The 26,656-nt window shown below is 55.7% G+C and carries 29 protein-coding genes; 4 read left to right on the top strand and 25 right to left on the bottom strand.

Annotation, left to right across the window (positions count from 1 at the left end):
- Positions 1-165: 165 nt before the first annotated feature.
- The 24 genes from RVM27_RS16670 to RVM27_RS16555 form a co-directional block, all read right to left on the bottom strand.
- Positions 166-939 carry an aminoglycoside adenylyltransferase family protein gene (locus RVM27_RS16670; protein WP_498957042.1) on the bottom strand — a complete coding sequence of 258 codons (774 nt, stop codon included), beginning with the start codon at positions 937-939 and terminating at the stop codon, positions 166-168.
- A 40-nt stretch (positions 940-979) separates the two neighbouring features.
- Entirely contained in the window at positions 980-1,450 is a 471-nt protein-coding gene (locus RVM27_RS16665; RefSeq protein WP_081192969.1) for a GNAT family N-acetyltransferase, read from the bottom strand.
- Positions 1,451-1,486: 36 nt separating this feature from the next.
- Positions 1,487-2,107 carry a LysE family translocator gene (locus RVM27_RS16660; RefSeq protein WP_498957041.1) on the bottom strand — a complete coding sequence of 207 codons (621 nt, stop codon included), beginning with the start codon at positions 2,105-2,107 and terminating at the stop codon, positions 1,487-1,489.
- A 30-nt stretch (positions 2,108-2,137) separates the two neighbouring features.
- Positions 2,138-3,103 carry a 5'-nucleotidase gene (locus RVM27_RS16655; RefSeq protein ID WP_081192965.1) on the bottom strand — a complete coding sequence of 322 codons (966 nt, stop codon included), beginning with the start codon at positions 3,101-3,103 and terminating at the stop codon, positions 2,138-2,140.
- Entirely contained in the window at positions 3,084-3,611 is a 528-nt protein-coding gene (locus RVM27_RS16650) for a 2-thiouracil desulfurase family protein (RefSeq protein ID WP_217806051.1), read from the bottom strand. The genes RVM27_RS16655 and RVM27_RS16650 overlap by 20 nt, the downstream gene beginning before the upstream one ends.
- Before the next feature lie 279 nt (positions 3,612-3,890).
- A complete protein-coding gene (locus RVM27_RS16645; RefSeq protein WP_254893759.1) occupies positions 3,891-4,481 on the bottom strand; it encodes an O-methyltransferase in 591 nt (196 codons plus the stop codon).
- A gap of 114 nt (positions 4,482-4,595) precedes the next feature.
- Positions 4,596-4,832 carry a hypothetical protein gene (locus tag RVM27_RS16640; protein WP_081192961.1) on the bottom strand — a complete coding sequence of 79 codons (237 nt, stop codon included), beginning with the start codon at positions 4,830-4,832 and terminating at the stop codon, positions 4,596-4,598.
- A gap of 71 nt (positions 4,833-4,903) precedes the next feature.
- Positions 4,904-5,344: a hypothetical protein gene (locus RVM27_RS16635; protein ID WP_217806050.1), complete on the bottom strand. Its 441-nt coding sequence runs from the start codon at positions 5,342-5,344 to the stop codon at positions 4,904-4,906.
- 151 nt (positions 5,345-5,495) lie between these two features.
- The gene (locus RVM27_RS16630; RefSeq protein WP_081192959.1) at positions 5,496-5,963 is read right to left on the bottom strand and encodes a nucleotidyltransferase; all 468 of its coding nucleotides are present in this window, start codon (positions 5,961-5,963) and stop codon (positions 5,496-5,498) included.
- Positions 5,964-6,042: 79 nt separating this feature from the next.
- A complete protein-coding gene (locus tag RVM27_RS16625; protein WP_498957040.1) occupies positions 6,043-6,615 on the bottom strand; it encodes a histidine phosphatase family protein in 573 nt (190 codons plus the stop codon).
- An 88-nt stretch (positions 6,616-6,703) separates the two neighbouring features.
- Entirely contained in the window at positions 6,704-7,171 is a 468-nt protein-coding gene (locus RVM27_RS16620; RefSeq protein WP_498957039.1) for a hypothetical protein, read from the bottom strand.
- Complete coding sequence (locus RVM27_RS16615; RefSeq protein ID WP_498957038.1) at positions 7,165-8,523, bottom strand: IS1380 family transposase; 1,359 nt, start codon at positions 8,521-8,523, stop codon at positions 7,165-7,167. Before RVM27_RS16615 ends, RVM27_RS16620 begins: the two co-directional genes overlap by 7 nt.
- Before the next feature lie 29 nt (positions 8,524-8,552).
- Positions 8,553-9,020, bottom strand: coding sequence for a WYL domain-containing protein (locus RVM27_RS16610; protein WP_498957037.1), 468 nt, complete (start codon positions 9,018-9,020; stop codon positions 8,553-8,555).
- A 90-nt stretch (positions 9,021-9,110) separates the two neighbouring features.
- A complete protein-coding gene (locus RVM27_RS16605; RefSeq protein WP_081192955.1) occupies positions 9,111-11,054 on the bottom strand; it encodes a DUF3732 domain-containing protein in 1,944 nt (647 codons plus the stop codon).
- The gene (locus tag RVM27_RS16600) at positions 11,051-11,539 is read right to left on the bottom strand and encodes a three component ABC system middle component (protein ID WP_081192953.1); all 489 of its coding nucleotides are present in this window, start codon (positions 11,537-11,539) and stop codon (positions 11,051-11,053) included. Before RVM27_RS16600 ends, RVM27_RS16605 begins: the two co-directional genes overlap by 4 nt.
- On the bottom strand, positions 11,536-12,759 hold the full coding sequence (locus RVM27_RS16595) for an ABC-three component system protein (protein WP_081192951.1): 1,224 nt from the start codon (positions 12,757-12,759) through the stop codon (positions 11,536-11,538). Before RVM27_RS16595 ends, RVM27_RS16600 begins: the two co-directional genes overlap by 4 nt.
- 305 nt (positions 12,760-13,064) lie before the next feature.
- Positions 13,065-14,639, bottom strand: a complete 1,575-nt coding sequence (locus RVM27_RS16590) for a transposase (protein ID WP_081192949.1) — start codon at positions 14,637-14,639, stop codon at positions 13,065-13,067.
- 139 nt (positions 14,640-14,778) lie between these two features.
- Complete coding sequence (locus RVM27_RS16585; protein WP_164834383.1) at positions 14,779-15,099, bottom strand: hypothetical protein; 321 nt, start codon at positions 15,097-15,099, stop codon at positions 14,779-14,781.
- Positions 15,100-15,209: 110 nt separating this feature from the next.
- Positions 15,210-15,620 carry a hypothetical protein gene (locus tag RVM27_RS16580; protein WP_498957036.1) on the bottom strand — a complete coding sequence of 137 codons (411 nt, stop codon included), beginning with the start codon at positions 15,618-15,620 and terminating at the stop codon, positions 15,210-15,212.
- A 91-nt stretch (positions 15,621-15,711) separates the two neighbouring features.
- Positions 15,712-16,275 carry a flavodoxin family protein gene (locus RVM27_RS16575; RefSeq protein WP_498957035.1) on the bottom strand — a complete coding sequence of 188 codons (564 nt, stop codon included), beginning with the start codon at positions 16,273-16,275 and terminating at the stop codon, positions 15,712-15,714.
- Between the two features lie 31 nt (positions 16,276-16,306).
- Positions 16,307-16,714 (bottom strand): hypothetical protein, encoded by a 408-nt coding sequence (locus tag RVM27_RS16570; protein ID WP_081192945.1) that lies wholly within the window; start codon positions 16,712-16,714, stop codon positions 16,307-16,309.
- Positions 16,715-16,801: 87 nt separating this feature from the next.
- Positions 16,802-17,401, bottom strand: coding sequence for a hypothetical protein (locus tag RVM27_RS16565; protein WP_081192943.1), 600 nt, complete (start codon positions 17,399-17,401; stop codon positions 16,802-16,804).
- Positions 17,402-17,731: 330 nt separating this feature from the next.
- A complete protein-coding gene (locus tag RVM27_RS16560; protein WP_498938785.1) occupies positions 17,732-18,883 on the bottom strand; it encodes an IS91 family transposase in 1,152 nt (383 codons plus the stop codon).
- Positions 18,876-19,733 carry a tyrosine-type recombinase/integrase gene (locus tag RVM27_RS16555; RefSeq protein WP_213262753.1) on the bottom strand — a complete coding sequence of 286 codons (858 nt, stop codon included), beginning with the start codon at positions 19,731-19,733 and terminating at the stop codon, positions 18,876-18,878. Before RVM27_RS16555 ends, RVM27_RS16560 begins: the two co-directional genes overlap by 8 nt.
- Positions 19,734-20,434: 701 nt before the next feature.
- On the opposite strand from RVM27_RS16555, the gene RVM27_RS16550 reads away from it, so the two are divergent.
- Positions 20,435-21,751 (top strand): hypothetical protein, encoded by a 1,317-nt coding sequence (locus RVM27_RS16550; RefSeq protein ID WP_498957034.1) that lies wholly within the window; start codon positions 20,435-20,437, stop codon positions 21,749-21,751.
- 1 nt (position 21,752) lies between these two features.
- Here RVM27_RS16550 and RVM27_RS16545 read toward each other — a convergent pair whose 3' ends face one another.
- Positions 21,753-22,271, bottom strand: coding sequence for a zinc ribbon-containing protein (locus RVM27_RS16545; RefSeq protein WP_287806598.1), 519 nt, complete (start codon positions 22,269-22,271; stop codon positions 21,753-21,755).
- 163 nt (positions 22,272-22,434) lie between these two features.
- Here RVM27_RS16545 and leuS point away from each other — a divergent pair, with 163 nt between their 5' ends.
- The 3 genes from leuS to holA are packed head-to-tail and all read left to right on the top strand — an operon-like array spanning position 22,435 to position 26,575.
- Positions 22,435-25,020, top strand: a complete 2,586-nt coding sequence (gene leuS / locus RVM27_RS16540) for a leucine--tRNA ligase (protein ID WP_498957033.1) — start codon at positions 22,435-22,437, stop codon at positions 25,018-25,020.
- Entirely contained in the window at positions 25,017-25,511 is a 495-nt protein-coding gene (locus RVM27_RS16535) for an LPS-assembly lipoprotein LptE (protein WP_498957032.1), read from the top strand. The genes leuS and RVM27_RS16535 overlap by 4 nt, the downstream gene beginning before the upstream one ends.
- Positions 25,508-26,575 carry a DNA polymerase III subunit delta gene (holA, locus tag RVM27_RS16530; protein ID WP_498957031.1) on the top strand — a complete coding sequence of 356 codons (1,068 nt, stop codon included), beginning with the start codon at positions 25,508-25,510 and terminating at the stop codon, positions 26,573-26,575. The genes RVM27_RS16535 and holA overlap by 4 nt, the downstream gene beginning before the upstream one ends.
- Positions 26,576-26,656: the final 81 nt, after the last annotated feature.

The following is a 26,656-nucleotide window of genomic DNA, read 5'->3' as shown; positions in this document are numbered from 1 at the left end:
CCATTTCCATATCTAGCACTGGCTGGCTACCATCACCAAGCCAGTCAATTTAACCCTCTGGCGGAACAAAGCCGCACACGGCGCGCCACCAAGAGCAGCCCGTGGCTCGGCTAATGGGGCCAACACTGCGTGATGATTCGCGGGTACCTCGCCGTACCAGGCTTTTTACGATAAAGACAAGGTTATAGCGCGCTCCATATAGCGTACCAGTGCATCAAACTCTTCTTGCCTGTCTAACCATTGATCATCGACGACCCCCAGGTAGCCTTCCCGCGCATACTTCAATTGCGCTGCGTACCTTGAAGGAGCCCGCTTCTCCGCCCACTCTGCAGCCACATCTTTAGGCTCGATAGTGCCGGTAGAGGCTGTGAGCCACATGCGAGCCAGGGTCAAAATCACGTTACGTTCATCCCCTTGCGATTCTGCCAACAAAGTGGGCAAGGCATGTTGAATGGCCACTCGGATATCAGCCATAGGTATCGAGGGGATAACCTCTGCAGCGTTGGGGCCATGAAGCGCCAGGCCATGCTCCCTCACTTTTTTCAAGACGATGACCAGGTCAGGGTCACGGACAGGGGCTGGTACACTGCCCGCCTCGAACTGCTCGCGCATCCATTCCCCATATACAAACTCCGCTTGCGGAGGAAATGGCCAGGGAGCGCCCCCTGAAACCGTTATCACGGTCAGCTCCAATGGCCTGATGCCATGTATATTGCCGATCGCACCGGACACACTCATCAATTGGGCCGCCAATGCCTTCCTCTGTTCGCGGCACAGCGGCTGGGCAACGCTAATAAGGATATCGACGTCGCTATCAGGTTTTAAGCCGCCTACTACCGCAGAACCAAAGAGGTAAATACCAACAATCGACTCACCCAGCACCTTTTTCGCTACTTGCTGGGCCTGCTGCGCTTCACTGGGTATCGTTGGAATAGCCATCAAAAGGGTGGAATCCTCACGGGTAATGCGACCATTGCCGCTAGTTCTTTAACTCCAATCCCAGAAAATGCGTTCCAGGCACGGGGTTATGCGTGACGGGTGGATGCTCCACAAACCCATATGACTTGTATAGCTTCAAAGCTGCCGTAAATTCGGGCAATACATCCAGGCAGATTTTCTTGTAGCCACTCTCATTCGCCGCCTGCAGCACTCTATCCATTAGCATGGCCCCCCACTGGTTGCCGCGGGCACCAGGTCGGATATAGACCCGTTTCATTTCACACGTGTGGGCGTCCAGCTTCCGAAAAGCGGCGCAACCCACCGACACACCCTCTTTTTTCAGCAGAAATATCTGTGACTCTTCAGAGGAGTACTTTTCAGCTAGCTGGCTGAACTCCTGATCATTTCCTTGAAAAGAGAGATCCACCGACGTGCTGTCGATATACTCTTGATACAGAGCCAGCACAGCGTGTAGATCATCAGGAAATACCGCTCTCGACACTTCAGGCATGTTTCTCCCCCCAATCGGCAGTCATTTCGATCCCCTTCACTCACGGCGGGCCAACAGCAGCCCTGCCCCCGCGCTTCCCAATAACCCGGCACACACTCGATTGAACAGGCGCCGCATGGAGGGGCGCGAGAACCAGTGGCGCAATGCCTTGCCGAAGAACGCGTAACCGGCGATGGCGACCCACTCCAGCAACAGAAACAGCGTCCCGAGTATCAGGAACTGAAGCCCTACGGAACCCGCAGGGTCGACAAACTGGGGCAGGAACGCGGTAAAAATCAGGATGGCTTTGGGGTTGCCCGCTGCCAGCAGGAACTCCTGCCTCGCCAGTTGAAGCAGACTCTTGCCGCCCAGCGCCTCGCTATCGCCTTCTGCTGGGTCTGCGTTCCAGAGCTGATACGCCAGCCAGAAGAGGTACAGCCCACCGGCGATTTTGACGGCGAGAAACACCTTTTCGGAGGTATGCAGCACGGTGGCCAACCCGGTAGCGGCCAATGTAATCATGCCCACAAAGGCCACCAACCGACCCATCCCCGCATAGCAGGCCACCCGTATGCCGTATCGCTTGGCATTCGCCATGGAGAGCAGATTGTTCGGGCCGGGGGCCATGTTCAGGGCAAAACATGCAGGTATGAATAACAGGAGCGTCATCAAGGTCATGTCGGTTCCCATCTTGTAAAGTGAAAAGGGTCAGCTCCCGGCAGCAGGCTCGTCTGCCTTCGCCCTGGGCTGGTTGGTGACACCAAACGGAATATGAACAGAAGGCACCACCGCACTGGCGGACTGTAAATGACCAGACTGATCATCGAAGAAGATGTGCGGCTTCAACACACCCAGCACTCTGCCCTTCTCGATGCCGCCGAGGAAGAACGCATCGTTGGCCATGACGCCCCAGCTTTTCAGCGTCTTCAAGGCGCGCTCATGGGAAGGCGCATTGCGGGCCGTGACAATCGACACGCGTATACGATTTTCATACTCGAGGTGCTGCTGCTTGTACGCCTCTTCCGCCGACTGGATTCTTGAAATGCGTACCAGGAACTCTTTCAGTGGCCCAGGATGGTGCGGCTGCATCACGTTCTTGACTTCATGATCGTGGAAGGCCGTGAGACCTGATGCCTGCATGACCGACTCGGATTCGTCGCCCGCCAGCACGCCATCAAAGTCAAAAGCGATGCGCAGTGTCTGGTCGTCTTCATCATCGTCAAACATGGAATCCAGCACCTGCCCCGCCGGGTGCCCGCTGCCAATGGCGGCCTCCACGTCTGGCTTGTGGCCAGACAAAAATAGCGCAATGTTCAACGCGGGAATGTACTCATAGGGCGAACGACCCTGCATGAAGATCGCCCGGGTAATGCCCAGCCCGTAGTGCTCGATGGTTTTCATGACGCGCAAGCCGGTATCCGGGTCGTTGCGTGACAGCAGCACCACCTCCACCAGCGGGTCTTCCGGGCTGGGGCTCAAGTCGTTCAACGCCAGCAGCCGCTTGATAAACGGAAACGCGATGCCCTTGGGGAGCGGAACCTCAAGGTTCTTTTCCTGATATTCGCGATACTGCTCCTCCCCCTCGCGGCGAAAGACGGCATCGGATTCGCTCAGATCAAAGACAGCACTGGAGGCAACGCCAATGACCAGGCGGTTATCGAGTTCGTAGGGCATGCGCTTCCTTTGTGGGTGGTGGGCTTGTTGCGTCAAGTGCCTTATTAGCATCCTCGATTTCATGCTGGCTAAATACCTGAATATCGTGTCGGCGCAACAGCGCAGCGGTAACCCCCATCCCAGGGTTCCTATTTCCTGAGAAGTGACCGTCGTAGATGAATGAACTGCCGCAGGAAGGGCTAGCCTCAGCCAGCACGGCTATTTCAATATGAAACCTTTTGCACAGCTCCAGGGCCACCGACGCACCAGCAATAAAACTATCAGACACAATGTTGCCGCCTTTTTCCATGACGTCGGCCTCACCGTCTAACACACTGTTTCCACAGCCCTCGAAGATTTCCGCAGGCTCCCTGGGAATACTCATGCCTGCTTCCACCTCTGGGCAAACAGATACCACTCGGCCTTCAGAAATCCACCGCGCCACGATTTGATCATTTACCGGTAAGCTACCACCGTCGTACCGGACACTTTTCCCTAGAAGACAAGCACTCATTAGCACTTTTTTCACATTCCCCCCCTGTCACTGTGATGCAGACGCCTACTCTCACCAGATGCACAATGTAAGCAGAGATGTTGCATCGAGTGGATGGCCTGACCCCGAAGTTGAAAACCAGATGACCATACCGCTCATCGTGATTATCGCGTGCTGGCCGCAAGGCGCGCACCCAAAGTGACGGACAAGGCATTTGAGGTGGCGCAGCCTAGGCTAATTTTCACCACTTCCATATGCGAAACAGCTCGCATATGAACACCATCGCATGCCCTGCAACACCACTTGCTTGATCACCTAAGCAGTATCTTGTGATATATTTTTACATGCTACAAACTCACCCTTACCTACGGGCAGCGTTGTCGCCGTGAATTCGCCGCTGGTATTGATGAAACAAAAAAACTCGTCCAGTTCTTCTGCATGCGAAATCGCATTATCGCAAACAAGAAGCCCGCCAGGCCGCACAAGAGAAACGATTCGACCAGCAAGCTGAAGGTAGCTTGATCGATCTGCATCGAGAAACACCAGATCAAACAGCTGATCACAAGACTCGAGAAAATCCATAGCATCGGCTTGTACTAGTGCAATTTTGTGTTCAAGACCTGCCCGTTTGAAGTTATTTTGGGCCTGAGCAACCTTGAAAGAGGAAACTTCTAGCGTGGTTATATGCCCATCCTCTGGCAGCGCAGAGGCTATCCACAGTGTGGAATAACCGTTTGATGTACCAATTTCCAACACCCGCTTCACAGCGCTTGCCTTTATAAGCACTTCCAAAAACTGTCCTGTATGCCTAGTTATATTGAGATACTTACGGTCTCTATCTTCTACCGACGCATCATTCTCTTGACCTAGCATCTCCAACTCTTTGAGAATTTTCTTGAGCTCCACGGCGCGCCTCCTGGCAAGTAACACTGGTTATTATATCGGACTCAAAACGAGAAACGGAGGCAGTCCCTAACCCCGGAACGGCAAGTGTCGTTTACCATGGGCGAGCATCGGCCTCTACAATCCTTGCCTTGCTCTTTCTATTGCAGCCGTGACCGCCGACAAGGCCTGAGGGCTATTCTTCCAGCAGGTAGCCCCAAGCATTAATGCGATTTTTTCCGCAACTACTTCTGGGTCATGGCTCGCCAACTCTGAAAAGGAGTTTATACCTATTTCCTCAAAACGTTTGACCACTGTAGGGCCTACCCCCTTCACTTCGAGTAGCGCGTTTCTTTCTGAGGTATTGAACACCATAACGAAACTCCTTGAATTACATAAAGTTTGATCGCAGCAGCATGAACTACTCCAACTCGTTACACAAAAGGCTAAACATGCACTTCAACCTTACCCGCTCCGGCAGCATGACCAACTTCGAGCAGACAGCGCTCTTCTACTTCTGAAAGGCCGCCTTCCGTCATGGCCCGAGGATAAATCAGGAGCTTCGGTTTCCTTTTGAAGAGACCTTTAGCACCCACCTTTGCCAAGCCTTCCTTCATGCACTCGACAGCTGGCATAAATGTTCCTACCAGCAGCCTCGTAGTGGTGAAAGGCTCTTTTGGCTCGACGACAACCGTATTGTTATTTGCAGTGAACACAATACGATTTTTCAAAATCTCCGCTTTGACTTCCATTTTCTCTTGACCTCCCTTGAAATATGCTTTCTGTCTTTTATTGATCAGAACCATGAACCCGAAACCAGAAAACTCTCCCAACACCAGATAAAAAGGAAAGCGACGGCGTGACTCGCTACTACGGACGATAAACAACCTTCGTCACTTGGCTTCAGACTTGGCTCGGAACTCAATATAGCACTTTTCGTTACAACGCCGATAATTGATAAGTCTCATTTTTAACACCGCATCACCAATGACAACACCGGGGCAAAGCGGAGGTTTTAACATCAATTGGATGACTTTGTTATGCGCGCTGCCGTATATCACGGATATCCTCGACATCTACCGGCCGTGAGAGCGCAGATTTATACCGTATCAGATCTTCCCGCAGCATGAGAGGAAGCTGAAGACCCAACAAATGTACGGTCTCATAGCAAGAAAAATCTATATTGAGCGGTACCCACTGCTCGTTGCCTGAATCAAATATCTGCGGACCATCAGCGTTGCCTACCTCGACTTTAATGCCTTCATACTTGAATTGGACGTAGGTGAGATCCCAGCCTTCCTCTTGGCGGTGAGCGGCGGCTTTGGATACGAATTCCTGACCAGCCTGTACCACTGATGAAAAGTGCTCACTAGGAACGAAAAGGTCAATATCATGCAGGTCACGCTCAGCGCCATAGCCCTTTGCTGCGAGCCCACCACAAATGATGAAGGGTATGTTTCTATCTCTTAGTAACCCTACGATCCATTGCGTGGCTACTTGATGCATGATTCCTCCTCTACGCTTAACGCTCGGCTTACACACCAGCATGTGGGCGCTCAGCGCCGGAAAGGCGGTCGCCGTGAAGTCATTGGTTAGAAAAAATTGGCCGGTTGATATAGCTGACCATATTTACGTCATCTACCGATACATGACTCAGCCCACAATTATCGTGCGGGAACCGTGTTTTATGGGGCAAAGCCAGCATGCTGTTTAATAATTCGCGAAGCATGTGCCCGTGTGTTACTACCAATAACCTGGAGTGAGGCTGGGTGTCGACGATTAGCTTCTTCGCCTGTACCACACGCTCCATGAATGCACTTGGCGACTCATTTTCATGGGGGTAGTCATGGCCTGGCACGTGGCGGAAATACTTGGGCTCCTCTCGGGCAGGAGCATCAGTTAGTAATAACTGCCCCTCAGCTAAACAAGGGTGAACCTCAATCTCTATTTTGGCAACCTCAGCAAAAGGTTGAATGGTTTTCAGGGCTCTTGGATAAGGAGAGCACAGAATGCACTCGATCTCCAATTCCAAGAGGCTTCCTATAATGCTTTGTGCCTGATAATGACCATGCTGTGTGAGCGCGTCACCGCTTCCTGTTCCTAACGCACCATCACGGTTCGTTTCTGTTTCTGCGTGTCTCAAGAGGAATATATTCATTCTTGATTCATTTTAATGCCCACATTTGGGGCAACCGAAACGCAGTCTAGGTTGTCCCACCCGCGATAGTAGCGACAACATGTGATTGTCATATTTTGTTGCTTGGTGACAGCTCACCTGCCCACTTCATTAAACGAATCATAGCTTTTTTTGAATAACCGTATGTAGCAGTGCCCTTGTTCTTAGCTCGAACTACCCATGGCCGTTTCCTCTTAATCTTTTCTGCCCCTTCAAGTGCATCGCCTTCAACTATATCGGGGATAAAGTCATTCCAATCAAAATCAGGTGAATCCATATCTGGCTCAGGAAACACATATTCCTGAATCCGTGAAGCCGGCGCCGACACTTTCCCTATCACCGCCAGCGAGCACTTTTTGATCATTCGCCCCGTGCAAGTTGGCTTTCGCAAGCCCGTTATTGCCAAAACCCACCGTGCTGATCGGTGCTGACGGCCCGTTTTGTCATGCCTTTCCACCCGCCAGGCACGACATATCTGGCGATCGCGTGTCGCTTGGAACTGCTTGTGGATAGAGTGTCGCCGATTGACGGTCAGCATGGCGTTCCTCGTGGATAACGCACTCGGCTCCGCAGCGTCTTGAGCACCGTCATGCGCCCGATATCCTGCCCGAAGTCGAGGATGATCTGCCGTGCCTTGTGAATCACGAGAGCCGCACGGTGCACCAGCTCTTGTAGCACGGTGCGCAGCCGCCGCTTGGGCGGGTGGCGAACCGGGCTCAGCTCGCCGGTCATGCCCAGCTGTCCCATCAGGCGCAGGATGTTGTAGGCCAACTGGGCGAGATGCAGGATCAGATCGTTGGTGGCGAACTTGCCGGACGGCAAGCGCTCCAGGTCGAGATCGGTCTTGATCTCGCTGTGAAACTGCTCATGGGTGGCATGCGCCTGGTAGCGTTTGATCACCGCCTCCGGCGCCTCGTCCAGGCTGGTCCACCAGCCTTCCAACTCATAGTCCGGTTCGAGCAGCAACTGGCCATCGCGATCGGCGGTGCGCTCTACCAGGCGCATCACGCGTTGGACGACGTATTCGGTCTTGTTGTCGTCGTGGATCGAGACGGTCTGCGACCACAGCGCCTGGCGCTTGCCAGGACGCAGCTCTTCCCAGTAGTCCGCCGCCACCGCCAGCCAGGTATCTCGATCAGCCGTGGCCGAGCCACGCGGGTTCCATTTGACGACATAGTCGAGCCGGCGCCCCTCGTCGGCAAAGACCTGGCGTTGCTGTTCGAGAAGCGCCAGGTGCGCCTGGCTGTCGAAGCCGCTGTCCTCGCGTAACAGGATCGGTTGCTTGGTCAAGCATTGGGCGCGAGGCAGTACCCGCTCCAGGAAGGCGTTGCTCTCCTTCATGGTGTGCTGCTTGCCAGGCCGCAGTTCCAGACCCAGGCACCACCCTTCGTTGCCCAGATAGGCGGCGATCGGGGTGTAGCCATCGACCTTCTGGTAGGTCCGCGAGACGCCTTCCTTCTTCGAGTTGCTGTTGTCCATGACGAAGGTGTCGATGTCCAGGCAGACGTGCGTCGTCTCGGCGGTGATCGGTGCTTCGATCAGTGACAGCAGGGTCGTGGACCAGGTGGCGGTGCGCGCCTGCAGGTCGTTGGCGGCAAGTTTTTCCAGCCGCTGTCGCAGTGTCGCCGCGCTCGGCACCTTCTGCAGGGTCAGCAGTTGTTGGAAGGGCTTGTCGCGGCGGAAGTTCTCGACAGCGTCATAGTCGCTCATGCCCAGACACAGCAGGCCCAGGTAGCTCTTGATCACGTCACTGGTGCGCATGCCCAGCGTGGTGGGGAAGCGGCTGTCGATGCTGTCGACGCCAGCGATCTCGAAGCATTGCCCGATGATGGACAGCCCGGCGTGGCTGGTGAGGGTGCGGCAACTGGCGCGGAACTTTATGTTGGGCATGGCACTGTCTGGGTGAATGGCGATAATGGCTATATTGCCATGCAGGTCAGTGGGTTAGAAGTGCTTCCGGGGGCCGGTCTCACGGATTCAGGATATTCATACTCTTCGAAATCTAGCGAAATAACCGGAGTCTTTTTTGTTTTTCCATTCTTGAAAGGCGTGTGAAGGGTTAGAGAGGTGTCAGTGGTTTTAACGATCCAACCCAAAGCCACTAAAGAATCAGTCAGGTAACTGGCTATTTCGGTAGTACTGATAAACTCTGGAGGATTAAAAGATTGCTTTAACGCCAATTCAGGTGACTCACCAGGAATAGCCAATTCCATTTTTGAAATGGAGAAAGTTTTTACCGCTCCTGTTTCCATACATCGTGCACGAACCTTATCATTAATTATTTTTACTGGCGAAATATCTCGCTCTGTACCCGGTGTACTTTCACCAAAATATCTAACCCGAAGAATTTCGCCAGAATCTATGGCTTCCCCTAGCTTATCCTTCATTCCAGCACCTCCCTAAAATATAATGCTGAATTCAACGGCTTGTCCGCTGCAATGCATTGCTATGCCTTCGTCGCTGACATATCGTGCAGATCATGTGCTTTGCCACTCTTCTGGAACCAGGGCGGGCGGCTTTGTCCAAGGCTCTTCGACCAACGATTTTTGAAACCAATGGTCACGAAGGTTCGCGTGCTCGGTGATGATCAGTTGGAACCCGGGAACCTCCTCCTGAGTGAACTTTAGCAATAACTCGAACAATCGACGCACTGCATCTAGGTCGGCGTCGGCCTCTGTCTTCTGTATTGATCCATCGGCGTCGTTATAGACCTGCTCAGATGGAAAATAGACCTGGGTAGGCTGATCGATCAGCAGGAATCTAGGTATTGGCCGGTTATTCTTTGCGGCGAAAAGATGTAGCGCAAGCAGTGCCGATAGGTGGTACGCCAAATGATTTTCGCCGCCTCCAGTCCGCGCCATCGGAACCGGGCGTTCTGGGCGATCAAAAATTATAGTCAACTGTGGCAGGTTTAACCGAGCGGGGTAAGGACTGAACTCGGCGTTAAACTTTTGTATATAACGTGACAGATTTACGGAGATAGTGTTGAGAATCGAGGCTAAGCGCTCGTTGCTGTCATCCGCGCCAATCTGGTCTTCAAGCTGCTTAACCTTGTTGTTAAGACGACGATTCTGTGCTTCCAACCGAGCAAGTTCTTCGTTCGGCAGAAGCGTCTCCAGAAACAGGCTGATGCGACCAACCACGCGTGCTGCCGCATTATTACGAGAGCCCATTTGAGATATGACCTCGTTAGCCGAGATCGCCGCAGATAGCTCTGCTTCTTTCTGCTTTATGGCGCCCGCTATCTCGTCCACTTTGCTCGTCAGTTCGGAAAGGTAGGATTCGAGCTTTGGACGCTGGCCGATAGCGATGCGCAATTCGCTGTCAAGCGACTTTAACTCGCCGAGCAAGGCCGCCGCAATTGGAGACTCCATCGCTAGGTTTCGTTCGCTGAACGGCCATTGCCATTCACCGTTGTCTGGGTTTCTCGGCAAAGCCTTGATCGACGCCAGTCGATCCAATTGCTCGGCTGCCTCATTCTCGTAGCCACCCGCCCGCTTGGCAAACTGTCGTGCCGCGTCGATCCTCGATTGAGTGTCGCGTCGATCCTGACGCAACTGGCTTAGATCTTCTTCCAAGAGCGAAATCCGGCTGCCGTCGTCGTCGGGTACCATTTCGGGCTTCCACGCCAGCGCAGACCTCAGCGCCTCGATGATCCCGCTTCCATTCGTGCTCTCCCCGCCTCTAATGACACCGACGCTTCTGGCTTCCGAATAGAGGCCAATGGCCTGCTCGTGCGATGTGTCGATAGCGTTGCGCGCCTGTTCCAACTGCTTGCTGTTAATCCTAAGATCCCGCTGGGCTGTGCGTAGACGAGATTCCAGTTCATAGCGGTCGCCGGAAGAGACGCCGAGCAGGATCGGCAGAGTGTCGCGGATTGCCTGAGGCTGGTACGGCTCGTTCTGGCGATAGAAAAGCTGATCCTTGTTGGCTATCAGCCCTTGCTTCTGGAACAGATAGTAGAACGTGTGCTTGACGTTCGCGTCGTAACTGTCGCGGCTGTGTTCAAGCGCGACATCTGTGCGGTTCTCGGGAATACCGAGCAGACGCGACAGCAATTCCACAACGCTATCGTCATCAGCGTTGGCCACCAAATCCTTGAACGCAGGCGTCTGTAACTGAGTACCACGTCGGAGCATCGCCATGCTGCAACTGGCTCCTACGCTAGGTGGGCTCGGCTTAGCCACTAGAACCTGCTCTTTCTCGAACTGATAGACCACGGCGAACCATGCCACTTTGTCGCGAATTACGCCTTCGGGAACATTGAATGAGGAGCGGCCCATGCAATACTCAATGATCTCGGAGAGTGCGGACTTGCCGGTAGACGAGCGTCCGGTGATGACATTGAGCCCTTCGACCCTAAACCGGAGATCCCGGCGTTGACCGTCGTGGCTGTAGATATGGATAGAGCTAATCTTCATGGACGAATCCCAAAAGTCGTGTAAACGGTCACCGGATCGGCAATGCGTGCGAATTCCCGTCCCAAGATCCGTGCCACTTTCTGGCAAGAAACGGTCTCGTCAGTTCCCCGGACGGTCTTGCGCACTTTGTTGGGCACGGTCTGAATGCGACCGTCATCCCCAACTACGATGCACCCCCGTTCCATGAGCAAACCGAAACCCTCGAAGACATAGGGCAACATCTGCGTCACTCGGTCAGCAAACCCCAGTGTAATCTGCTGGTTCTTTTCCGTGATCTTGAGGAGATAACTACGCGGACTGTCTGCAAGGACTTCTCGCGAATCCTTGTGTAGGCACAATGGCAGTACCAGCAGAGAAAGGGAGAAAGGCATCCCGCGGGTATCTTGTTCCTCGTAACTAGAGAGGGCACGGTACAGTACCAAACCGCAGAAGGCTGGGTTGAACAGATTCCGAATCTCGACAGGGCGCAGGTTCCATTGCTTCATGAGGCCACTCCGAGTACTTTGCTAAGACGATCAAGAAATCTGGGGTGCCAGTAGACCCTAGGCTTGGGCGTGGCATCGGCCAAAATATGGAAGCTTCCGCGGAGGACATAAGGCTCAGTAACCCGGGCGCGGATGCGTAAGGATTCGAGCTTTCCTGTCTCGAACTCCGCCCAGTTATAGAGGGTCGCGCCGGCTTCACGAAGCGCGTTCTCGGCGCTATCGTCTGCCAACTTTTCGAAGACGACATCCTTGTAGCGATTCCACTCGTCAGCAAGACGATCTTCGTATTCCTCGACTTCTCCTGACACCAGCAGGTTCTCGCGTGCCCAAGCGGATCGCTGCTCAAACGCGCGATAGTAATCTAGGACGGCGCTTCTGATCCGGCTGGAGGAGAGGCCGATCTCGCGGAGCTGCGCCACGAACAAGCGAGGATCTTCCTCAATATCAATCTCGCCTGCGTGCTGTTTTCCCCGGAAGGTGATGGGAAGGTTGTCCGCTTTGTATTCCTCGGCAAAGTTGGAGAGCTTGTCCGATACCTCGTAACCGAAAATTCCTTCCGGCCGTGCGTGTGTCAACTGCTTTATCACGGCGTCAGTCCACCAGCCTTCCAGTCGCTCGAAAACGAACTCGCGGTGCTCGCGCCGGATGCTTCGCATGTGCTTATCCCTGATGATCGACGGGATATCATCGATACGTGGGCTGCCGTCTAGGATCAGAATACGTTCGAGAAAATCCTGCTTCTCTGGCTCACTCAGCTCATTGAACGACACAGCGATCGGCGCGATGAGTTGAGACTTAGAATTGGCGAGCGAGGCATTCGCTAATTCAGTTAGTGGCGCCAAATCGCTTGAAGGGGCGGGCTGGTCAGGGAGAAGACGTGCGAGAAACGAGCCTGTACTCACGGTACCCGTAGTAAACAGGAAGAACTGCAGGCTCGATGCGGAACGTCCATCACGCTTGTAACGCTCCAGCCAGATGTTCACCGACTTCCAAAAGTCCGTGGACAGATCGGCCAGCCTATCGCCGACCGCCTTATGCTTGAGTGATGCGAGGGATTTTCCACCATCACCATCGATGAAATCGAGGTCGTCGTCCTTTTCCAAGAAGACGGCGGTCTCCTCCGATAATTGCAATATATGGAGCAGGGCGAGACGCGCCTGGTATATGTACCCCAAGCCTTGTTCGCTGGCTGAATATTTGTCGGTTTTTTTTGTCGTCATTGGCTCAACCGATACTAATTATATTTTCAGGGGTCGCAGTCTACCCAGCGTCAAGGTCGGCGACCATCCTTAGAATGGGCTTGATCCATAGTCCACTGGTTGCGATTACTTTCTGCGGCATAACGAGGCTGTAGAAAAACCCAATTCCGAGCCGTCTTCACCGCCTCTCGTCATAATTTAATGATCCAGCAAGTCATCTAGCTGGATAATATTCATATCGGTATTCCGCCACATGAGCGCCCATTGAAAGCTAGATGAAGGCAGTATTTTGCTCTTACAAAGCAATTGGTCCCGCTCCAAGCCCTTCATGACGCGGCCACATGACCATAATTCGCTAACTTCTCAATGTTGTGAACTAGGCAGTAGAGCTGCCACTGACCCTGCACCTTTTTCTTACCCCGTAGACTGAACCGGTTCAGCCTTTTCGTCGTGCCAATGTTGCCGAATACCGGCTCTACAACTGACATGCGATGGCTGTAGATTTCCTTGCCCTTCGGGCTATCCACCCGGTGTTTCATCCAGTCAGTGTAATTGGGTAAGCGTTTGTTCTCGATAATAAAAGACACTTGTCGCCCTGCGCCGTGGCGATGATCGGCCGAGCCAGGGTTCTGCATGCAACGGTATTTCTTTGGGCAGTGCCGACATTGCAGCAAACGTCCTTCAAAGTGAACACGAATCTTGCCAGTGTCCGTTTCTCGTTGCCCGCGATAAGACAGCTTTTCGCCAGTTGGGCAGATACACGTTAGCGCTACTGGATCAAACTGGAACGCGCTGGCGGGTGTCGTCTCACGCCAACCTTTGTCCGGTAGGTTCTGGTGGCGCTTGCCGTATTTATCTTTCTGGTCGGCAAACTTCGGATCTCGGCTGCGGAACTGGTTATCGGGGATGTAGCCATTGATCTGGCGTTCGTGCAGGTACTTCATATTGGCTTCATTGGCGAAGCCAGTATCTGCGGTCACAACGGCACCTTTCTGGTAGATGTTGTCCGCAATGCCTAGCTTCTTGAAACGAGCTTCGACCGCTTCCAGTACGGGTTGCAAGGTGTGGTGTTCCTGGCCTTCACCAAAGGCCTGAGCGTCAATGATGATCTGATGCTTTTTATCCACCGTGGCCACACCGTTATAACCCTGGATCGTGCCTTTACTGGTGGTCATCTTGGCGCTTTCATTATCGGTGAGGTTGCTTTTCACTTCCTTGAGTCGCTTCCCCCGGCCCATCCTTGGGCTGTGCGTCTTCAGGAAGCGATCCACTTTGTTCATGGCGGCATCCAGGGAGAGGATCATCCTGGCTCGACGAATATCCCGATCCAGATCGGCTTCCGTTTCAGCTTCATCACGTGCGTAATGCTCTAGCAGGTGATGCCGAACCAGGCCTCTCAGTTTCTCCCGCTTCTCGCCCAACTCCTTGAACGTACCCGACCACTCTTTAGAGGCATCGGAGGACATCTTGCAGCCGTCAATGGCAAAGAGCTCGTTGCCCAGTAAGCCTTGTTCGTGGCACACAAGCAGCACCTGTTCGAACAGCGCTTCAATCTCATCAGCATGACGGCTTACGAAGCTAGCCAGAGTGGTAAAGTGGGGAACGGTATCGCAGGAAAGGGCTTTGAAAATGATATTGGTCTCGCAACACCATTGCATCTCGCGGCTGGAGGTGATGCCTTTTGAGTAAGCAAACAGGATGATCTTCAACAAGATGGCCGGATCATAGGCCAGCCGACCGGTCGCGTCGTTGCGATACCTGGGATGGAAAACGGATAAGTCGAGCCTGTACTCGATCAGGTAGTGCACGGCGTGTTCGAAGGTGCCAGGCTGAAGCTGATCCTGGTAGTTGATGACCACCATGGCGTTCTGATCGTAATTGTAAACCTTGAAGCGCGGCATGCTGACCACTCCCCGTCTGTTTTCCCGATCCTACCAAAACCTGGCTGTCAAAGGGGTTTTTCTACAGCCTCAACGCTTAGCGCACCGGTGACTTTGACGTAGCGAAGCGGAGACAAAGGCATCCGAGTGCCGCGCCTGGTTATGTTTGATATTCGATTTCTACGGCCGACTCGTCTCCACAATGAATGAAGAGTTCCCCTTTCGCTGAATTTGAAGATGAAAACTGAAACCAACCACGGCCAGACTTTTCACGACCATCATCATTTCCAGACCAAGAAAACTCGACTCGCCCTCCATCATCTGGAATGCGGTAGTCGATTTGGCCCTCAACTGCTCCGAATACAAAAAAGCCGAGGCCATCTTCATCGAACTGGAAGTATCCGGGCTCGATAAGATCAACAAAGTCTTGATCCCACATTTCCATCCACTTAATTCGCCAGCGTCCAACGACTTTACTCAAACTACCTCCTTAAAACATAACGCCGAAGCACAGCGGCGACCTTGGAGTGGCGACGAAAGCGCCACGTAAAGGGCGTCCGGCGGCCATCGGCCGCGAACTGCTGCGCCTTGTTAATTGGATACCTCAATGTACCACTTGGGCTTGATACGCCCGAAATCCCGGCGGACGTTTGATTTCAGTGCCTTTTTGGAGTCCAGCACCTTTGCCTCGCCGCCCTCTCTGATAAACACAACCCAATGCCAGAATGGTTTGCCCTGTTCCATACGCCATTTAATAGCCATGAGAGCCTTGTCTGGAAGGCGCTCCCAAGACTCGAATGGTGTTTCTTTACGCGACACTGAGATACCGAACTCCCGCAGAAGCTTCCGGACATGCACAGTCTCTGACCAAAGCGACGTGTCTGCGGCGTAAATGCCCAGAGCGTTTGCCTTACTTTTGGCCTCCGTATAGCCAATGCCTGCTAGAGCAGCACTTGCAGCAATACCACACCCCGTTATTTCTTCCTGGATGACTGGTTCCATATCTCTACCAATTAACGCCCCGCGCATGCGCGCGAACTTGTGAGCGTCGCAAGGGCCGAAGGCCCTGAATGACGCGGATTGTTATATTTTTTTATACTGCAAATCTCTTGGCTACGTTGGCAACACGCTGCCCCAGATATTGTGCAGTTACTAAATCGACTACATTTAGTTCGCCATCTTTAGAGTGTGCAATTAAACCAGATTGAGCGCCAAGCCTGTTACGCCCTTCGGCATCACAATTACCTGGTATATCTAAACTTGCCCATAACATGCCATGTTGGTTAGCGAAAATTTGCATGTATTGAATGGTGTTTAACTGATCACCACTCAGATTTGAGCCAATGGTAAAACCACTAGCAATTTTATTAGACCAAGCTTTCTCAGCCCAAAGATCACCCGTTGCATCAGCAAAAGCTTTGAATTGTGCCGAAACACAACCCATAAATGTAGGTGAACCGAAAACCATTGCATCGACATTGTTAAGTTGCTCTATCAGGGCTAAGTTTTTAAAACGTCCATCAACAATATCCGTACCCACAATTTCAGCAAAAACAACATCAACCTCAGAGACAGAACGAATGCCCGAAGCTACTGCTTCAGCAAGTTTCATTGTAGTACCTGATGCTGAGTGAAAAATAATGGCGACCTTTATCACTTAACTATCCTTAAAAAATATAACGCCAGAATTAAGCCGTGCCGCGAAGCGGCATCGGCTTGAATGATTTGTTAGGCCGCAGCTTGCGATATGCCAGCGATGCCAGCAACGCACCTACCGCCCACGCGACAAGGGTCTTGGTACCGAAAGTGAGCTGGCCCGCCAGCCCCATTGCAAGAGGCGCTGCGCCGAGGAACGATGCGAGTGCCCAAGCAGCGTCCGCTTGGAACAAGCGAAGCACGACGATGTGGATAAGCAGCGCCACAAGTGCGGCTCCAATCCCGAAGACTACGACGGTCTCCCAAAGTGCCCACGGTGCCCACGGTGCCCACGACGGCATCACGAATGCGTTGGTGTAGCCAAGCGCGACGACGGATGCGAAGTAGGTGGCAATGGCCGACACCACGCCTGCGACGATGCTCTTAAGTGGTCCTTGCATGATCCTCTCCCTGCGGCCTAACGCTTGGCACACGTGCCGGTTTGGAGCCGCAGCGCGGCGGAAAAGCGGTCACCGTGCTGCCACTGGTTATATCTCGTTTGCACGACAAGATGAAACATAGTCCCGCCACTCCCCAAGAATACGACGGCGGGAATCCAACTCTTTTGCATGCTGTAATGCGTGAAATGTTTCTATGTACTTGCTTCGAATGCTCGTGAAGAGTTCATTCTCGAACTGTTCTTGAAACCACTCCCGCTCCTGACTCGTTGGCCCTTCCAGAAGTTCTTCAATCTCCTCGATGTAGTCTGGCTGTGCCCAATTAGATGAGTGCCACATGTCTTGCTTGGGCATTGGCCGCGAAAACAGATAGGGGAGTAGGTAAATGTTGCTTAACATCGTATCCAGCAGGTATCCCCGCGCTTTCCCCAGAGACCCCACCCGGTAATAGGCCAACGCAGCATATAAGAGAAACGCGGGCTCACCAACGTCATCCGGGAACTCCTTCTCGAACCAGTCCAAGAACTCGACTGCTTTTTCTGGAGCACCGCTAAGCACAAAGTAAACGCACACCCGGTAGCGTTTCCCTGAGCCGTCCGAAATAGCGCCGAATTTCTCCCTTTCTTTGAGGAGCTCTCGTCGCGCACGGTTAGCGCGGTCTCGGTATTTCTTCTGTTCATCGGTTAGCACAGATCTACCTCAAGAGATATAACAGTGAAGCATTTATTCGCCGTGCGGAGCATGGCGAATAAATGCCTGTTGGACTAAGGCGCGTCCATCAGGCGGCTATTTAATAGGGAATTGTATTGACTGACAGGTGGCCTGAGGTGCCAAACGGCGCATTGGCAGGTCGGGGGGCACGCGCTCTGATCGTCCGTTTCGTCATTATGTCGACACTTCCAAATCCAATTTAACCCAATGTAGCGCGTCTGATGGCTAAAATCCATCATCGGGACGAGCTTATCCATGACTCGCTAGCGAGCCGGTTAGCCAGGTCTGTTGTTGTCGTAGGGCGTTACATCATGCTCGATAGTGTTGCTCCTTGTCGTTAGGCGGCTGATCATGGAGGGGGCGCTGGGGTGTGAGCGTCCCGATCATCCGTAAGGTGGGCTGCTTGCAGTGTGGACAGGTGTAGGTCGGCTCCGCATCGCTGGCGGCTGTATCGACATGGGGGGCCTGGTCAACCATCGCTAGCGCTCGACGGATCTGTACCAGACGTTGCCGTCGGCAGCGATTGGCCAGAAAGCCGTAATGCCGCACTCGCATCAGTCCCCTAGGCAGGACGTGGAGCAGGAAGCGACGCACGAACTCCTCGCCATCCAGAATGAGTTGCTTGTGTCGGTCGTGGTCGCGGTAATCCTTGTAACGTAGGGTCACTTGCTGGTCGTCTACGGCGAGGATACGTGCGTTGCTGATGGCGATCTGGCGCGTGTAGCGCGCCAGGTAGCGTACTACCGCCTGGGTGTGTTCAAGGCAGTCCTTGCTGTCAACCACCCAGTCAGTGGCCATCAGTGTGTTCAATTGAGCATCGACATCGCCGGGCCGGGTAACCCGGTGGAGATCGCCAGCATGGGCGGCCTTGCGCAGAGCGCTCACCATGTGCCCACGGAAGTGGCGTGACAGGGCCCGCACGGGGAACAAGTAGTTGCTTCGCGCTTCATGCCACTTGCCATCGTCACTCAAGGCACCGCCTGGAACCAGACAATGCAGATGCACATGCTGGCTCAGGTTCTGGCCCCAGGTGTGAAGCACCGCGATCATGCCCATTTCGCCGTTGAGGCGTTTTGGGTCTCGTGCAAACGTGCACAGCGTTTGCCAGGCACTCTGGAACAGCAATCGGTGAATCACCTCGGGATGAAGCTGAACCCAGCCATTAAGACTGTGCGGTAGCGTGAATACGACGTGGTAATAGCGCACCGGCAGCATATTGGCCTGCTGACGCTCAGCCCATTGCGCCATGGCGCGGCCCTGACACTGTGGACAGTGACGATCACGACAGCCAAAGTAGCGTGGCTGTACATGAGCGCAGTCAGAGCACTGTAAGACCATCCCACCCATCGCCTTCGTTCGGCAGGCCAGCAGATGGGTACACACCCGTTGGCGCTGGCGATCAAGACCGCTTGGGTCGAGAAAGCGGGTCAATGCCTGTTGCAAGGTAGCGGCCTTAGTCATGGCTCACCTCCAGGGCGGCCACCAGGTCAATATGACACTGATCTCCCCCTTGCTGGTTCGGTAGCCAGTGCAGGTAGCGCATCGTCGACTGGAGGTTACGGTGGCCCAGTAGTCGCTGGAGCTGATGGACGGGCAGGCCTTGCTCCAGAACATGGGTGGCATAGGCATGGCGCAGACTATGGATGCCACCCACCCGCTCGACCCCGGCCAGACGCTTGGCCTGGGTAAAGGCCTTCTGTGGCGCACTGGCGTGCAGGGCTTGATCGGGAAACAGAGCGCTCGGGAACAGCCATGTGACTGGCCGATAGGCGCGCCAGTAATCGCGCAAGCGATCAAGCAGGGTCACGGGTAGTAACACCATACGATCCTTGCCGCCCTTGCCCTGCGTCACACGGAGTTGGTAACGCTGGCTGTCGATGTCACTAACTCGCAGGTGGCAGACCTCGGTCACACGCAATCCGCAGCCATAGCACAGTTCGAGCATCATGCGATGCTTGGCGTTTTGGCAGGCGGCCAGGATCCGCCGAACCTCGTCGCGGGTCAGCAGTTCTGGAATCCGCTGCGGTTTTTTGGGGACGGTGAGCGGCACATCAAACGACGGCCACTGCAACACGTGCAAATACAGGAACCGCACGCCGTGCAGATAGACACGGCAACTGGCGGCAGACAAACCGCGCTCCTGAACCAGGTGATTGAAGAAGTGTTGCAGGTCGTCGGTACTCAACGTGTCTGGCGAACGGTGGAAATAACGTGCCAGATCAGTGACCACCATCAGGTAGGTATTGTGGGTACGTTGCGCAAAGCCACGCTGACGCATGGCCGCGATCATCTTCTGTCGCAGGGCAGTCATCGTCGTCACTCCTGTTGATTGACCCACGTGGGTCAATCAATAGTGTGGCCCGATGAGGCGAAAAACGTGATTCGTCAACAGCTACCGCGAAGCGGTTTAGTTCAACAGTGTGATTATATAGCCCACTACATAACCCCAATAACTGAGCGATCACAGTCATTGATGTTATACAGCCTAAAAAACCACCTAACCTATTGATTTTAAAAAATACTCCATTAGATCAGGCTACATATCCCCTATTATCGTGCCCGCTCGTTTTGCCTGTTTAATCATACTCTATTCATAAAATCTGCTTAGGTCACCTATCTGGGGAAAATTTTTTCGTGACTTGGGTGGCTGTATCGGCACCGCGTTGCGGTGCTTCGCGGGTGCCTCGCTTTGCTCGTTACGCCGCGCTACGGGGTTGGTGGCGTTATCGTTGTTGGAGGCGTTGTCGTTGTTGGTGGCGCTGTCGGTGTTGGAGGCGTTATCGTTGGATTGGTGGCTTGATCGTCGCGCGCTGAAGCGCCCTCCCACGTCACACATCCTACACCCCTCATTTCCCTCAGCTCCATCGCATCCCCTTTCCCCTTTCCCAACATCTTTCATCTCGCACACGGTGCATCCTCGGCATCTGCTGTCCCACTTTTCCCCTCACTCTTGCTGCTGGCCTTCTTTTGCAAAGCAGCTTAGCCTGCTAACTCAACCAGTAAGGGTGTGCGATGCAAGAGACGACGAGTCGGCAGCGGGTGGCGGGTGGGTTGTTGTTGCTGGGGCTGTTGGTGCAGGTGGTGGGCTTTACCGGGGCTTTTGCGGCGGCGCAGGGGGTGAGCTATCTGCTGTGGGCGGCGGTGGTGTTGCTGTGGCGGGATATTCCCAAGCGTTCGCGCCTTCAGGCGGGGGTGTTGATTGCCCTGGGTGTGGTGATGCTGGTGGTGGCGCAAACCGTGTATGGCGCGGCGGTGAACTGGCCTGCCATGCTGCAGGGGAACGTGTTCGTGGCTTCCATGCTGGTGGGCGTGAGTTTTATCTCGCTGATTGGCACCCAGGGCAACAAGCGTGCGTCGGGTAAGCGGGTAACGGGGGCGGACGGCGTGCTACGCACCTGGCTGGGGGTGCATTTTCTGGGCACCATTCTGAACCTTTCCACGGTGCTCATGGTGGGCGACCGCTTGGCCCGCCGTGCGCCGTTAACCACGCCGCAGCTACTGGCGCTGAACCGGGGGCTTTCCAGCGCCGCGCTCTGGTCGCCCTTCTTTGCCTCCATGGCGGTGGTGATCGCGCTGGTGCCTTCGGTGCAGTACGCCCAGATTGCCGTGGTGGGTTTTCCGATGGCCATGCTCTCGGGGCTATTGACCACATTAGAGCTGCGGCGGCGGTTCGATTTGGCCGAGGTGGATGGCTTTTCGCTGTCGCCCCGTAGCCTGCTCATGCCTGCAGGCATGGCGGCGCTGGTGATGCTGTTTCACTTTTGGATCACGCCGTCGCTTACTATCGTCAGCATTATTACCTTTTTGCTGCCTGGGGTGGCGCTGCTGAGCAACCTGCGGGAAGGCCCGCGTTTTACCCTGCGGCGCCTGCGTCAGCATACCGTTACTCGCCTGCCCGCCATGCGCGGGGAAATTTCACTGTTTTTAGCGGCAGGCTTATTAACGCTGGGGCTTTCAACGCTGGTAACAGCGGCGGCAGGCGATGAGTGGACGCTGTTTGCCCGCTTTGATACATGGCAGGCCATGGTGAGTTTTGCGGCTATTACGCTTAGCGCGCTGGTGGGGCTGCACCCGATTATTGGGGTGTCGGTGTTGGCGTCGGTGCTTAATCTGAACGGCGCTGAACAGACCCTGTTTGCCTTTGTGGCGTTAAGCGCCTGGGCGGTGGGCACCAGCGTGGGGCCGCTTTCCGGCATCAACCTCTCGTTACAGGGGCGTTATGGGGTCAGCGGCTACCAGATGATGAAGAACAACCTGCCCTATGCGGCGCTCATGAGCCTGCTGTCGCTGGGCGCGATAGCAGGCTTGAGCGCCTGGCTGGGCCTATAGCTCAGGTTTCGATGATCTTGTTGGGGAAGCGGTAGAAGTAGCGGTGGCCGCACTGGTGGCAGGGCTCCAGCCGGGCGACTTCGTTGAGCATCACCTGGGCGTCGCAGTGGGTGCAGGCCATTAAGCCCGGGGCGGCGATTTCGCCTTCGCAGTAGTCGGCGCGGGCGGCTTCTAGGTCATCCTCGAAACGTTCGCGGTCTACCACGCTACGGTCGGCAATGGAAAGCAGCGACTCTGCCACGCGGCGGGAAAGCCGGTCCAGGTCGATGCCCAGCCAGCTGGCTACCTGCTTGCCGGTATCGGCCATGTAGTAGCGCATATCTTTCAGGTCGCGCTCTACCCAGGCGCGCAGCAGGGCCAGCTCGTCCTTGGTGTACTCCTCAAGCTCAGCTTCAAAGGCAACGGCGTCGTCCAAATCCTTTTGCAGGTTTTCCCAGGTGAGTTCGTTGGCGCCATCCTGCATGCGTTCCAGCAGGCGCTCGTAGCCTTCGCGAAGGCGATGATCGTTATGTTTTTCCATGGGTCCTCTCCTTTTGTTGCCACAGGTGCTGCCTATCATCGGTTAGCCGTTCAAGGATACACCGGCATAGGATACAATCGACGTTACTTATCTGACAGTCGTCATCCACTATTCACTTTGCGCCCTTTTTCGGGCGAATGACCCCAAGGCATTGAAAACACCGATGGACGCACACTACAGCCCCCGTGATATCGAACGTGATGCTCAGCAGTACTGGGAAAAGCACCAGTGCTTCAAAGCCGTAGAAGACGCCAACCGCGAGAAGTTCTACTGCCTATCCATGTTCCCCTACCCCAGCGGCAAGCTGCACATGGGCCACGTGCGTAATTACACTATCGGCGACGTTGTCTCACGTTTCCAGCGCATGCAGGGCAAAAATGTCATGCAGCCCATGGGGTGGGATGCCTTCGGCATGCCGGCGGAAAATGCCGCCATCCAGAATCAGGTGCCGCCCGCCAAGTGGACCTACCAGAACATCGATTACATGCGCAACCAGTTGAAGGCACTGGGGTTTGCCTACGACTGGAGCCGTGAATTCGCCACCTGCGATACCAGCTACTACCGCTGGGAGCAGTGGTTCTTCACCAAGCTGGTGGAGAAAGGGCTGGTCTACAAGAAGATGTCCACAGTGAACTGGGACCCAGTCGATCAGACCGTGCTGGCCAACGAGCAGGTCATCGACGGCTGCGGCTGGCGTTCCGGTGCGCCGGTAGAGCGCAAGGAGATCCCGCTGTGGTTCCTGAAGATCACCGACTACGCCGATGAGCTGCTGGCGGACCTGGACAACGTCGAGTGGCCCGAGCAAGTCAAGACCATGCAGCGCAACTGGATCGGCAAATCCCGTGGCGTCGAGCTGAGCTTCGAGATCAAAGCTGCCGATGGCAGCGCCTGCGAGCCGCTGGCGGTGTACACCACCCGCCCGGACACGCTGATGGGCGTGACCTACGTGGCCGTGGCCGCTGGCCATCCGCTGGCCAAGCAGGTCGCCGAGCAGAGCAGCGAGATGGCTGCGTTCTGTGAAGAGTGCGCCAAGGGCGGCACTTCCGAGGCGGAAATGGCCACCAAAGAGAAGCTGGGCATGGCCACGGGCCATAAAGCCATTCACCCGTTAAGCGGTGAAGAAGTGCCGGTATTCGTGGCTAACTTCGTACTGATGGAGTTCGGCACCGGCGCGGTGATGGCCGTTCCCGCCCACGACCAGCGCGACTGGGAGTTTGCCACCAAGTACGGCATCGAGCTGAAGCCGGTGGTCGCCGACGAGCACGGCAATACACCGGATATCTCTGAAGGCGCTTACACCGAGCGCGGCACGCTGATCAATTCCGGCGAGTTCGATGGTCTGGAATTCCAAGCCGCGTTCGATGCCATTGCCGCCAAACTGGCCGAGCTGGGCCGTGGCGAGGTGAAAACCAACTACCGCCTGCGTGACTGGGGTATTGCCCGCCAGCGTTACTGGGGCGCGCCGATTCCGGTGAAGTACGGCCCGGAAGGCCAAACCGTGCCGCTCTCCGATGACGAGCTGCCCGTGGCGCTGCCCATGGAAGTCACCGTGGATGCCTCCGGCTCGCCGCTGAAGAAGATGCCCGAGTTCTCTGAACTGAGCGATGGCTGGGTGCGTGAAACCGACACCTTCGATACCTTCATGGAGTCCTCCTGGTACTTCGCCCGCTTCTGCTGTGCGGATAACCACGAAGCGATGCTGGATGAGCGCGCCAACTACTGGCTGCCGGTGGATCTCTACATTGGCGGTATCGAACACGCCATTCTGCACCTGCTATACGCCCGCTTCTTCCACAAGCTGCTGCGCGATTTCGGCATGGTCGATTCCGACGAGCCGTTCCAGCAGCTGCTCACCCAAGGCATGGTGATCGCCGAAACCTTCTACCGCATCAAGGATAACGGCGGCAAGGAGTGGTTCAACCCCGCCGATGTGGAAGTGAAGCGCGACGAGAAAGGCCGCCCGCTGAGCGCCGTACTGATGAGCGACGGCCAGCCCGTTGAAATGGGCGGCATCGAGAAGATGTCCAAATCGAAGAACAACGGCGTCGATCCTCAGTCGATGATCGACAAGTTCGGGGCCGACACCGTGCGCCTGTTCATGATGTTTGCGGCACCGCCCGAGCAGTCGCTGGAGTGGTCGGATTCTGGCGTGGAAGGCGCGCACCGCTTCTTGAAGCGCATCTGGCGTCAGGTTACCGAGCATCTGGCGGCGGGCACCCCCGGCACCTTGAACGTGGATGCGCTGAACGACGACCAGAAAGCGCTGCGTCGCAAGACCCACGAGACCATCAAGAAAGCCAGCGACGACATTGGCCGCCGCACCACCTTCAACACTGCCATTGCCGCCGTGATGGAGCTTTCCAACGCGGTTGCCAAGTTCGACGACAGCTCTGAGCTGGGCCTGGCGGTGAGCCGTGAAGCGCTGGAAGCCTGCGTACTGCTGCTGGCCCCGATCACCCCGCACCTGTGCCACACGTTGTGGCAGCAGCTGGGCCACACCCAGCCTGCCATCGAAGCGCCGTGGCCAGCGGTGGATGAAGCCGCCCTCACCCGCGACAGCATCGAGCTGGTGGTGCAGGTGAACGGTAAACTGCGCGCTCGCCTGGAAGCACCGGCCAGCGCCGACAAAGCCGCCATCGAGAAACTGGCGATGGAGAGCGACAACGTCCAGCGCCATCTGGAAGGCAAGACGGTCCGTAAAGTGATCGTGGTGCCGGGCAAGCTGGTCAACATCGTGGTGAGCGGATGAATCGACGTCATTTCCTGACCCTTGGCAGCGCCGCCTGTGCGGTGGCGCTGCTGGGCGGCTGCGGGTTCCGCCTGCGCGGCACCGACTCCATGCCCAACCTGCCGCCGCTGGCCCTGGAGGGGGATGCCAACAGCACCCTAGCCCAACAGCTGCGCACCCGCCTGCAGCAGCTGGGCACCGAGGTGGAAAACGGCGCGCCCTGGCGCGTCACCCTGGGCACTCCTTCGCTTCAGGAGCGCCGCATCGGGACCGATGGTCGTGCCAGCCGTGAGCATGAGCTGACGCTGAGTACATCGCTCTCGGTTCAGCAGCGGGCAACCAATGCCTACGCCCTGAACAACGCCACGTTGAGTACCAGCACGCGGATTCGCGTCAGCGATGACGACCTGCTGAACCGCGAGACGCTGTTCCAGGAAGCCGAGCAGACCCTGACTCGCCAGCTGGCCCAGCGCATCGTCGAGCGGCTGGCCAACCTCGAGGCACTGCGGTGAAGGTATTTGCCGACCAGCTGCCTGCGGCCCTGGCCAAGAAGCTGCCCAAGGCGGTGATCGTGGCGGGAGACGAGCCGTTGCAGCACCGCGACGCCTGCGATGCGGTACGTGCAGCGGCGCGCCAGGCCGGTATCGAAGAGCGCGAAGTGCTCGATGTGGAGCCCAACTTTGCCTGGGGGCGGCTGCTGGAAACGGCCAGCAACCTGTCGCTGTTCGCATCCAACAAGTTGCTGGAGCTGCGCCTGGGCAACCACAAGCTGGGGCAGGATGGCAGCAAGGCGCTGGCCCAGTACGCCGAACTGATGGACGGCAGCGATGACCTGCTGCTGATCAGCATGGGCAAGGTCGATGCCAAGCAGCAGAAGTCGGCCTGGTTCAAGGCGCTGGACAAGCACGGTCTGTTCGTGCCGGTCTGGCCGGTCGATGCCTCGCGGCTGGGCTACTGGCTGCGTGACCGGGCGGCCCTGCATGGCCTGCAGCTCGACCTGGACGCCGCCAGGCTGCTGGGCGAACGCACCGAAGGCAACCTGCTGGCCGCCGACCAGGAGCTGCAGAAACTGGCGCTGATGCACCCGCCCCAGGCCCGCCTGGGGGTCGAGAGCATCGCCCAAGGCGTGGAAGACAGCTCGCGTTTCGATGTCTTCAACCTGGCGGATGCCTGCCTGAAGGGGGAGCCCAGCCGTGCCTCGCGCATCGTCAACGGCCTGAAAAGCGAAGGTGTCGAAGCACCTATCGTGCTGTGGGCACTGACCCGCGAGCTGCGCACCCTGCTCTCGCTGCATCAGCATCTGGACCAGGGGCAAAGCTTCGAGCACGCCTGCAAAAGCCAGAAGCCGATGATTTTCGACAAGCGCCGCCCGGCGTACCAGAAAGCCATCCAGCGGCTGCCCATGAAGCGGCTGCACAAGCTGTTGCTGATGGCCCAGCGGCTCGATCTGGCCGTGAAAGGAGCATCGCCGGTGCCGCTTTGGGCCGGGCTTCACGACCTGGCCATGAGCATGGCAGGCGCCCGGGGCATTCTCTCGGAAACCCCCTGGACCTACCGAATTAGTGCAAATAATTAGCACTTTTCCATTTTGTCTTAAATCTCTTGACGTTTGTTTCTATACTATTGATTCAAGCGCTAAAAATGCTTGCTCCCCGAC

It is taken from the genome of Halomonas sp. KM007, from assembly GCF_050709225.1.
Classification (GTDB): Bacteria; Pseudomonadota; Gammaproteobacteria; order Pseudomonadales; family Halomonadaceae; genus Vreelandella; species Vreelandella hamiltonii.
The sequence above is the reverse complement of the archived record's forward strand: the minus strand, read 5'-3'. Positions and strand labels throughout refer to the sequence as shown.

Coding starts and splice junctions, on each gene's coding strand:
- RVM27_RS16665 (WP_081192969.1), bottom strand. CDS start 1,450: ATGCCTGAAGTGTCGAGAGCGGTATTTCCTGATGATCTACACGCTGTG.
- RVM27_RS16610 (WP_498957037.1), bottom strand. CDS start 9,020: ATGAAGGATAAGCTAGGGGAAGCCATAGATTCTGGCGAAATTCTTCGG.
- RVM27_RS16545 (WP_287806598.1), bottom strand. CDS start 22,271: ATGGAAAAACATAACGATCATCGCCTTCGCGAAGGCTACGAGCGCCTG.
- RVM27_RS16670 (WP_498957042.1), bottom strand. CDS start 939: ATGGCTATTCCAACGATACCCAGTGAAGCGCAGCAGGCCCAGCAAGTA.
- leuS (WP_498957033.1), top strand. CDS start 22,435: ATGGACGCACACTACAGCCCCCGTGATATCGAACGTGATGCTCAGCAG.
- RVM27_RS16660 (WP_498957041.1), bottom strand. CDS start 2,107: ATGACCTTGATGACGCTCCTGTTATTCATACCTGCATGTTTTGCCCTG.
- RVM27_RS16535 (WP_498957032.1), top strand. CDS start 25,017: ATGAATCGACGTCATTTCCTGACCCTTGGCAGCGCCGCCTGTGCGGTG.
- RVM27_RS16570 (WP_081192945.1), bottom strand. CDS start 16,714: ATGCAAGGACCACTTAAGAGCATCGTCGCAGGCGTGGTGTCGGCCATT.
- RVM27_RS16560 (WP_498938785.1), bottom strand. CDS start 18,883: ATGACTAAGGCCGCTACCTTGCAACAGGCATTGACCCGCTTTCTCGAC.
- RVM27_RS16625 (WP_498957040.1), bottom strand. CDS start 6,615: ATGAATATATTCCTCTTGAGACACGCAGAAACAGAAACGAACCGTGAT.
- RVM27_RS16595 (WP_081192951.1), bottom strand. CDS start 12,759: ATGACGACAAAAAAAACCGACAAATATTCAGCCAGCGAACAAGGCTTG.
- RVM27_RS16620 (WP_498957039.1), bottom strand. CDS start 7,171: ATGCTGACCGTCAATCGGCGACACTCTATCCACAAGCAGTTCCAAGCG.
- RVM27_RS16630 (WP_081192959.1), bottom strand. CDS start 5,963: ATGCATCAAGTAGCCACGCAATGGATCGTAGGGTTACTAAGAGATAGA.
- RVM27_RS16550 (WP_498957034.1), top strand. CDS start 20,435: ATGCAAGAGACGACGAGTCGGCAGCGGGTGGCGGGTGGGTTGTTGTTG.
- RVM27_RS16605 (WP_081192955.1), bottom strand. CDS start 11,054: ATGAAGATTAGCTCTATCCATATCTACAGCCACGACGGTCAACGCCGG.
- RVM27_RS16615 (WP_498957038.1), bottom strand. CDS start 8,523: ATGCCCAACATAAAGTTCCGCGCCAGTTGCCGCACCCTCACCAGCCAC.
- RVM27_RS16590 (WP_081192949.1), bottom strand. CDS start 14,639: ATGCCGCGCTTCAAGGTTTACAATTACGATCAGAACGCCATGGTGGTC.
- RVM27_RS16580 (WP_498957036.1), bottom strand. CDS start 15,620: ATGGAACCAGTCATCCAGGAAGAAATAACGGGGTGTGGTATTGCTGCA.
- RVM27_RS16600 (WP_081192953.1), bottom strand. CDS start 11,539: ATGAAGCAATGGAACCTGCGCCCTGTCGAGATTCGGAATCTGTTCAAC.
- RVM27_RS16655 (WP_081192965.1), bottom strand. CDS start 3,103: ATGCCCTACGAACTCGATAACCGCCTGGTCATTGGCGTTGCCTCCAGT.
- RVM27_RS16640 (WP_081192961.1), bottom strand. CDS start 4,832: ATGGTGTTCAATACCTCAGAAAGAAACGCGCTACTCGAAGTGAAGGGG.
- RVM27_RS16555 (WP_213262753.1), bottom strand. CDS start 19,733: ATGACTGCCCTGCGACAGAAGATGATCGCGGCCATGCGTCAGCGTGGC.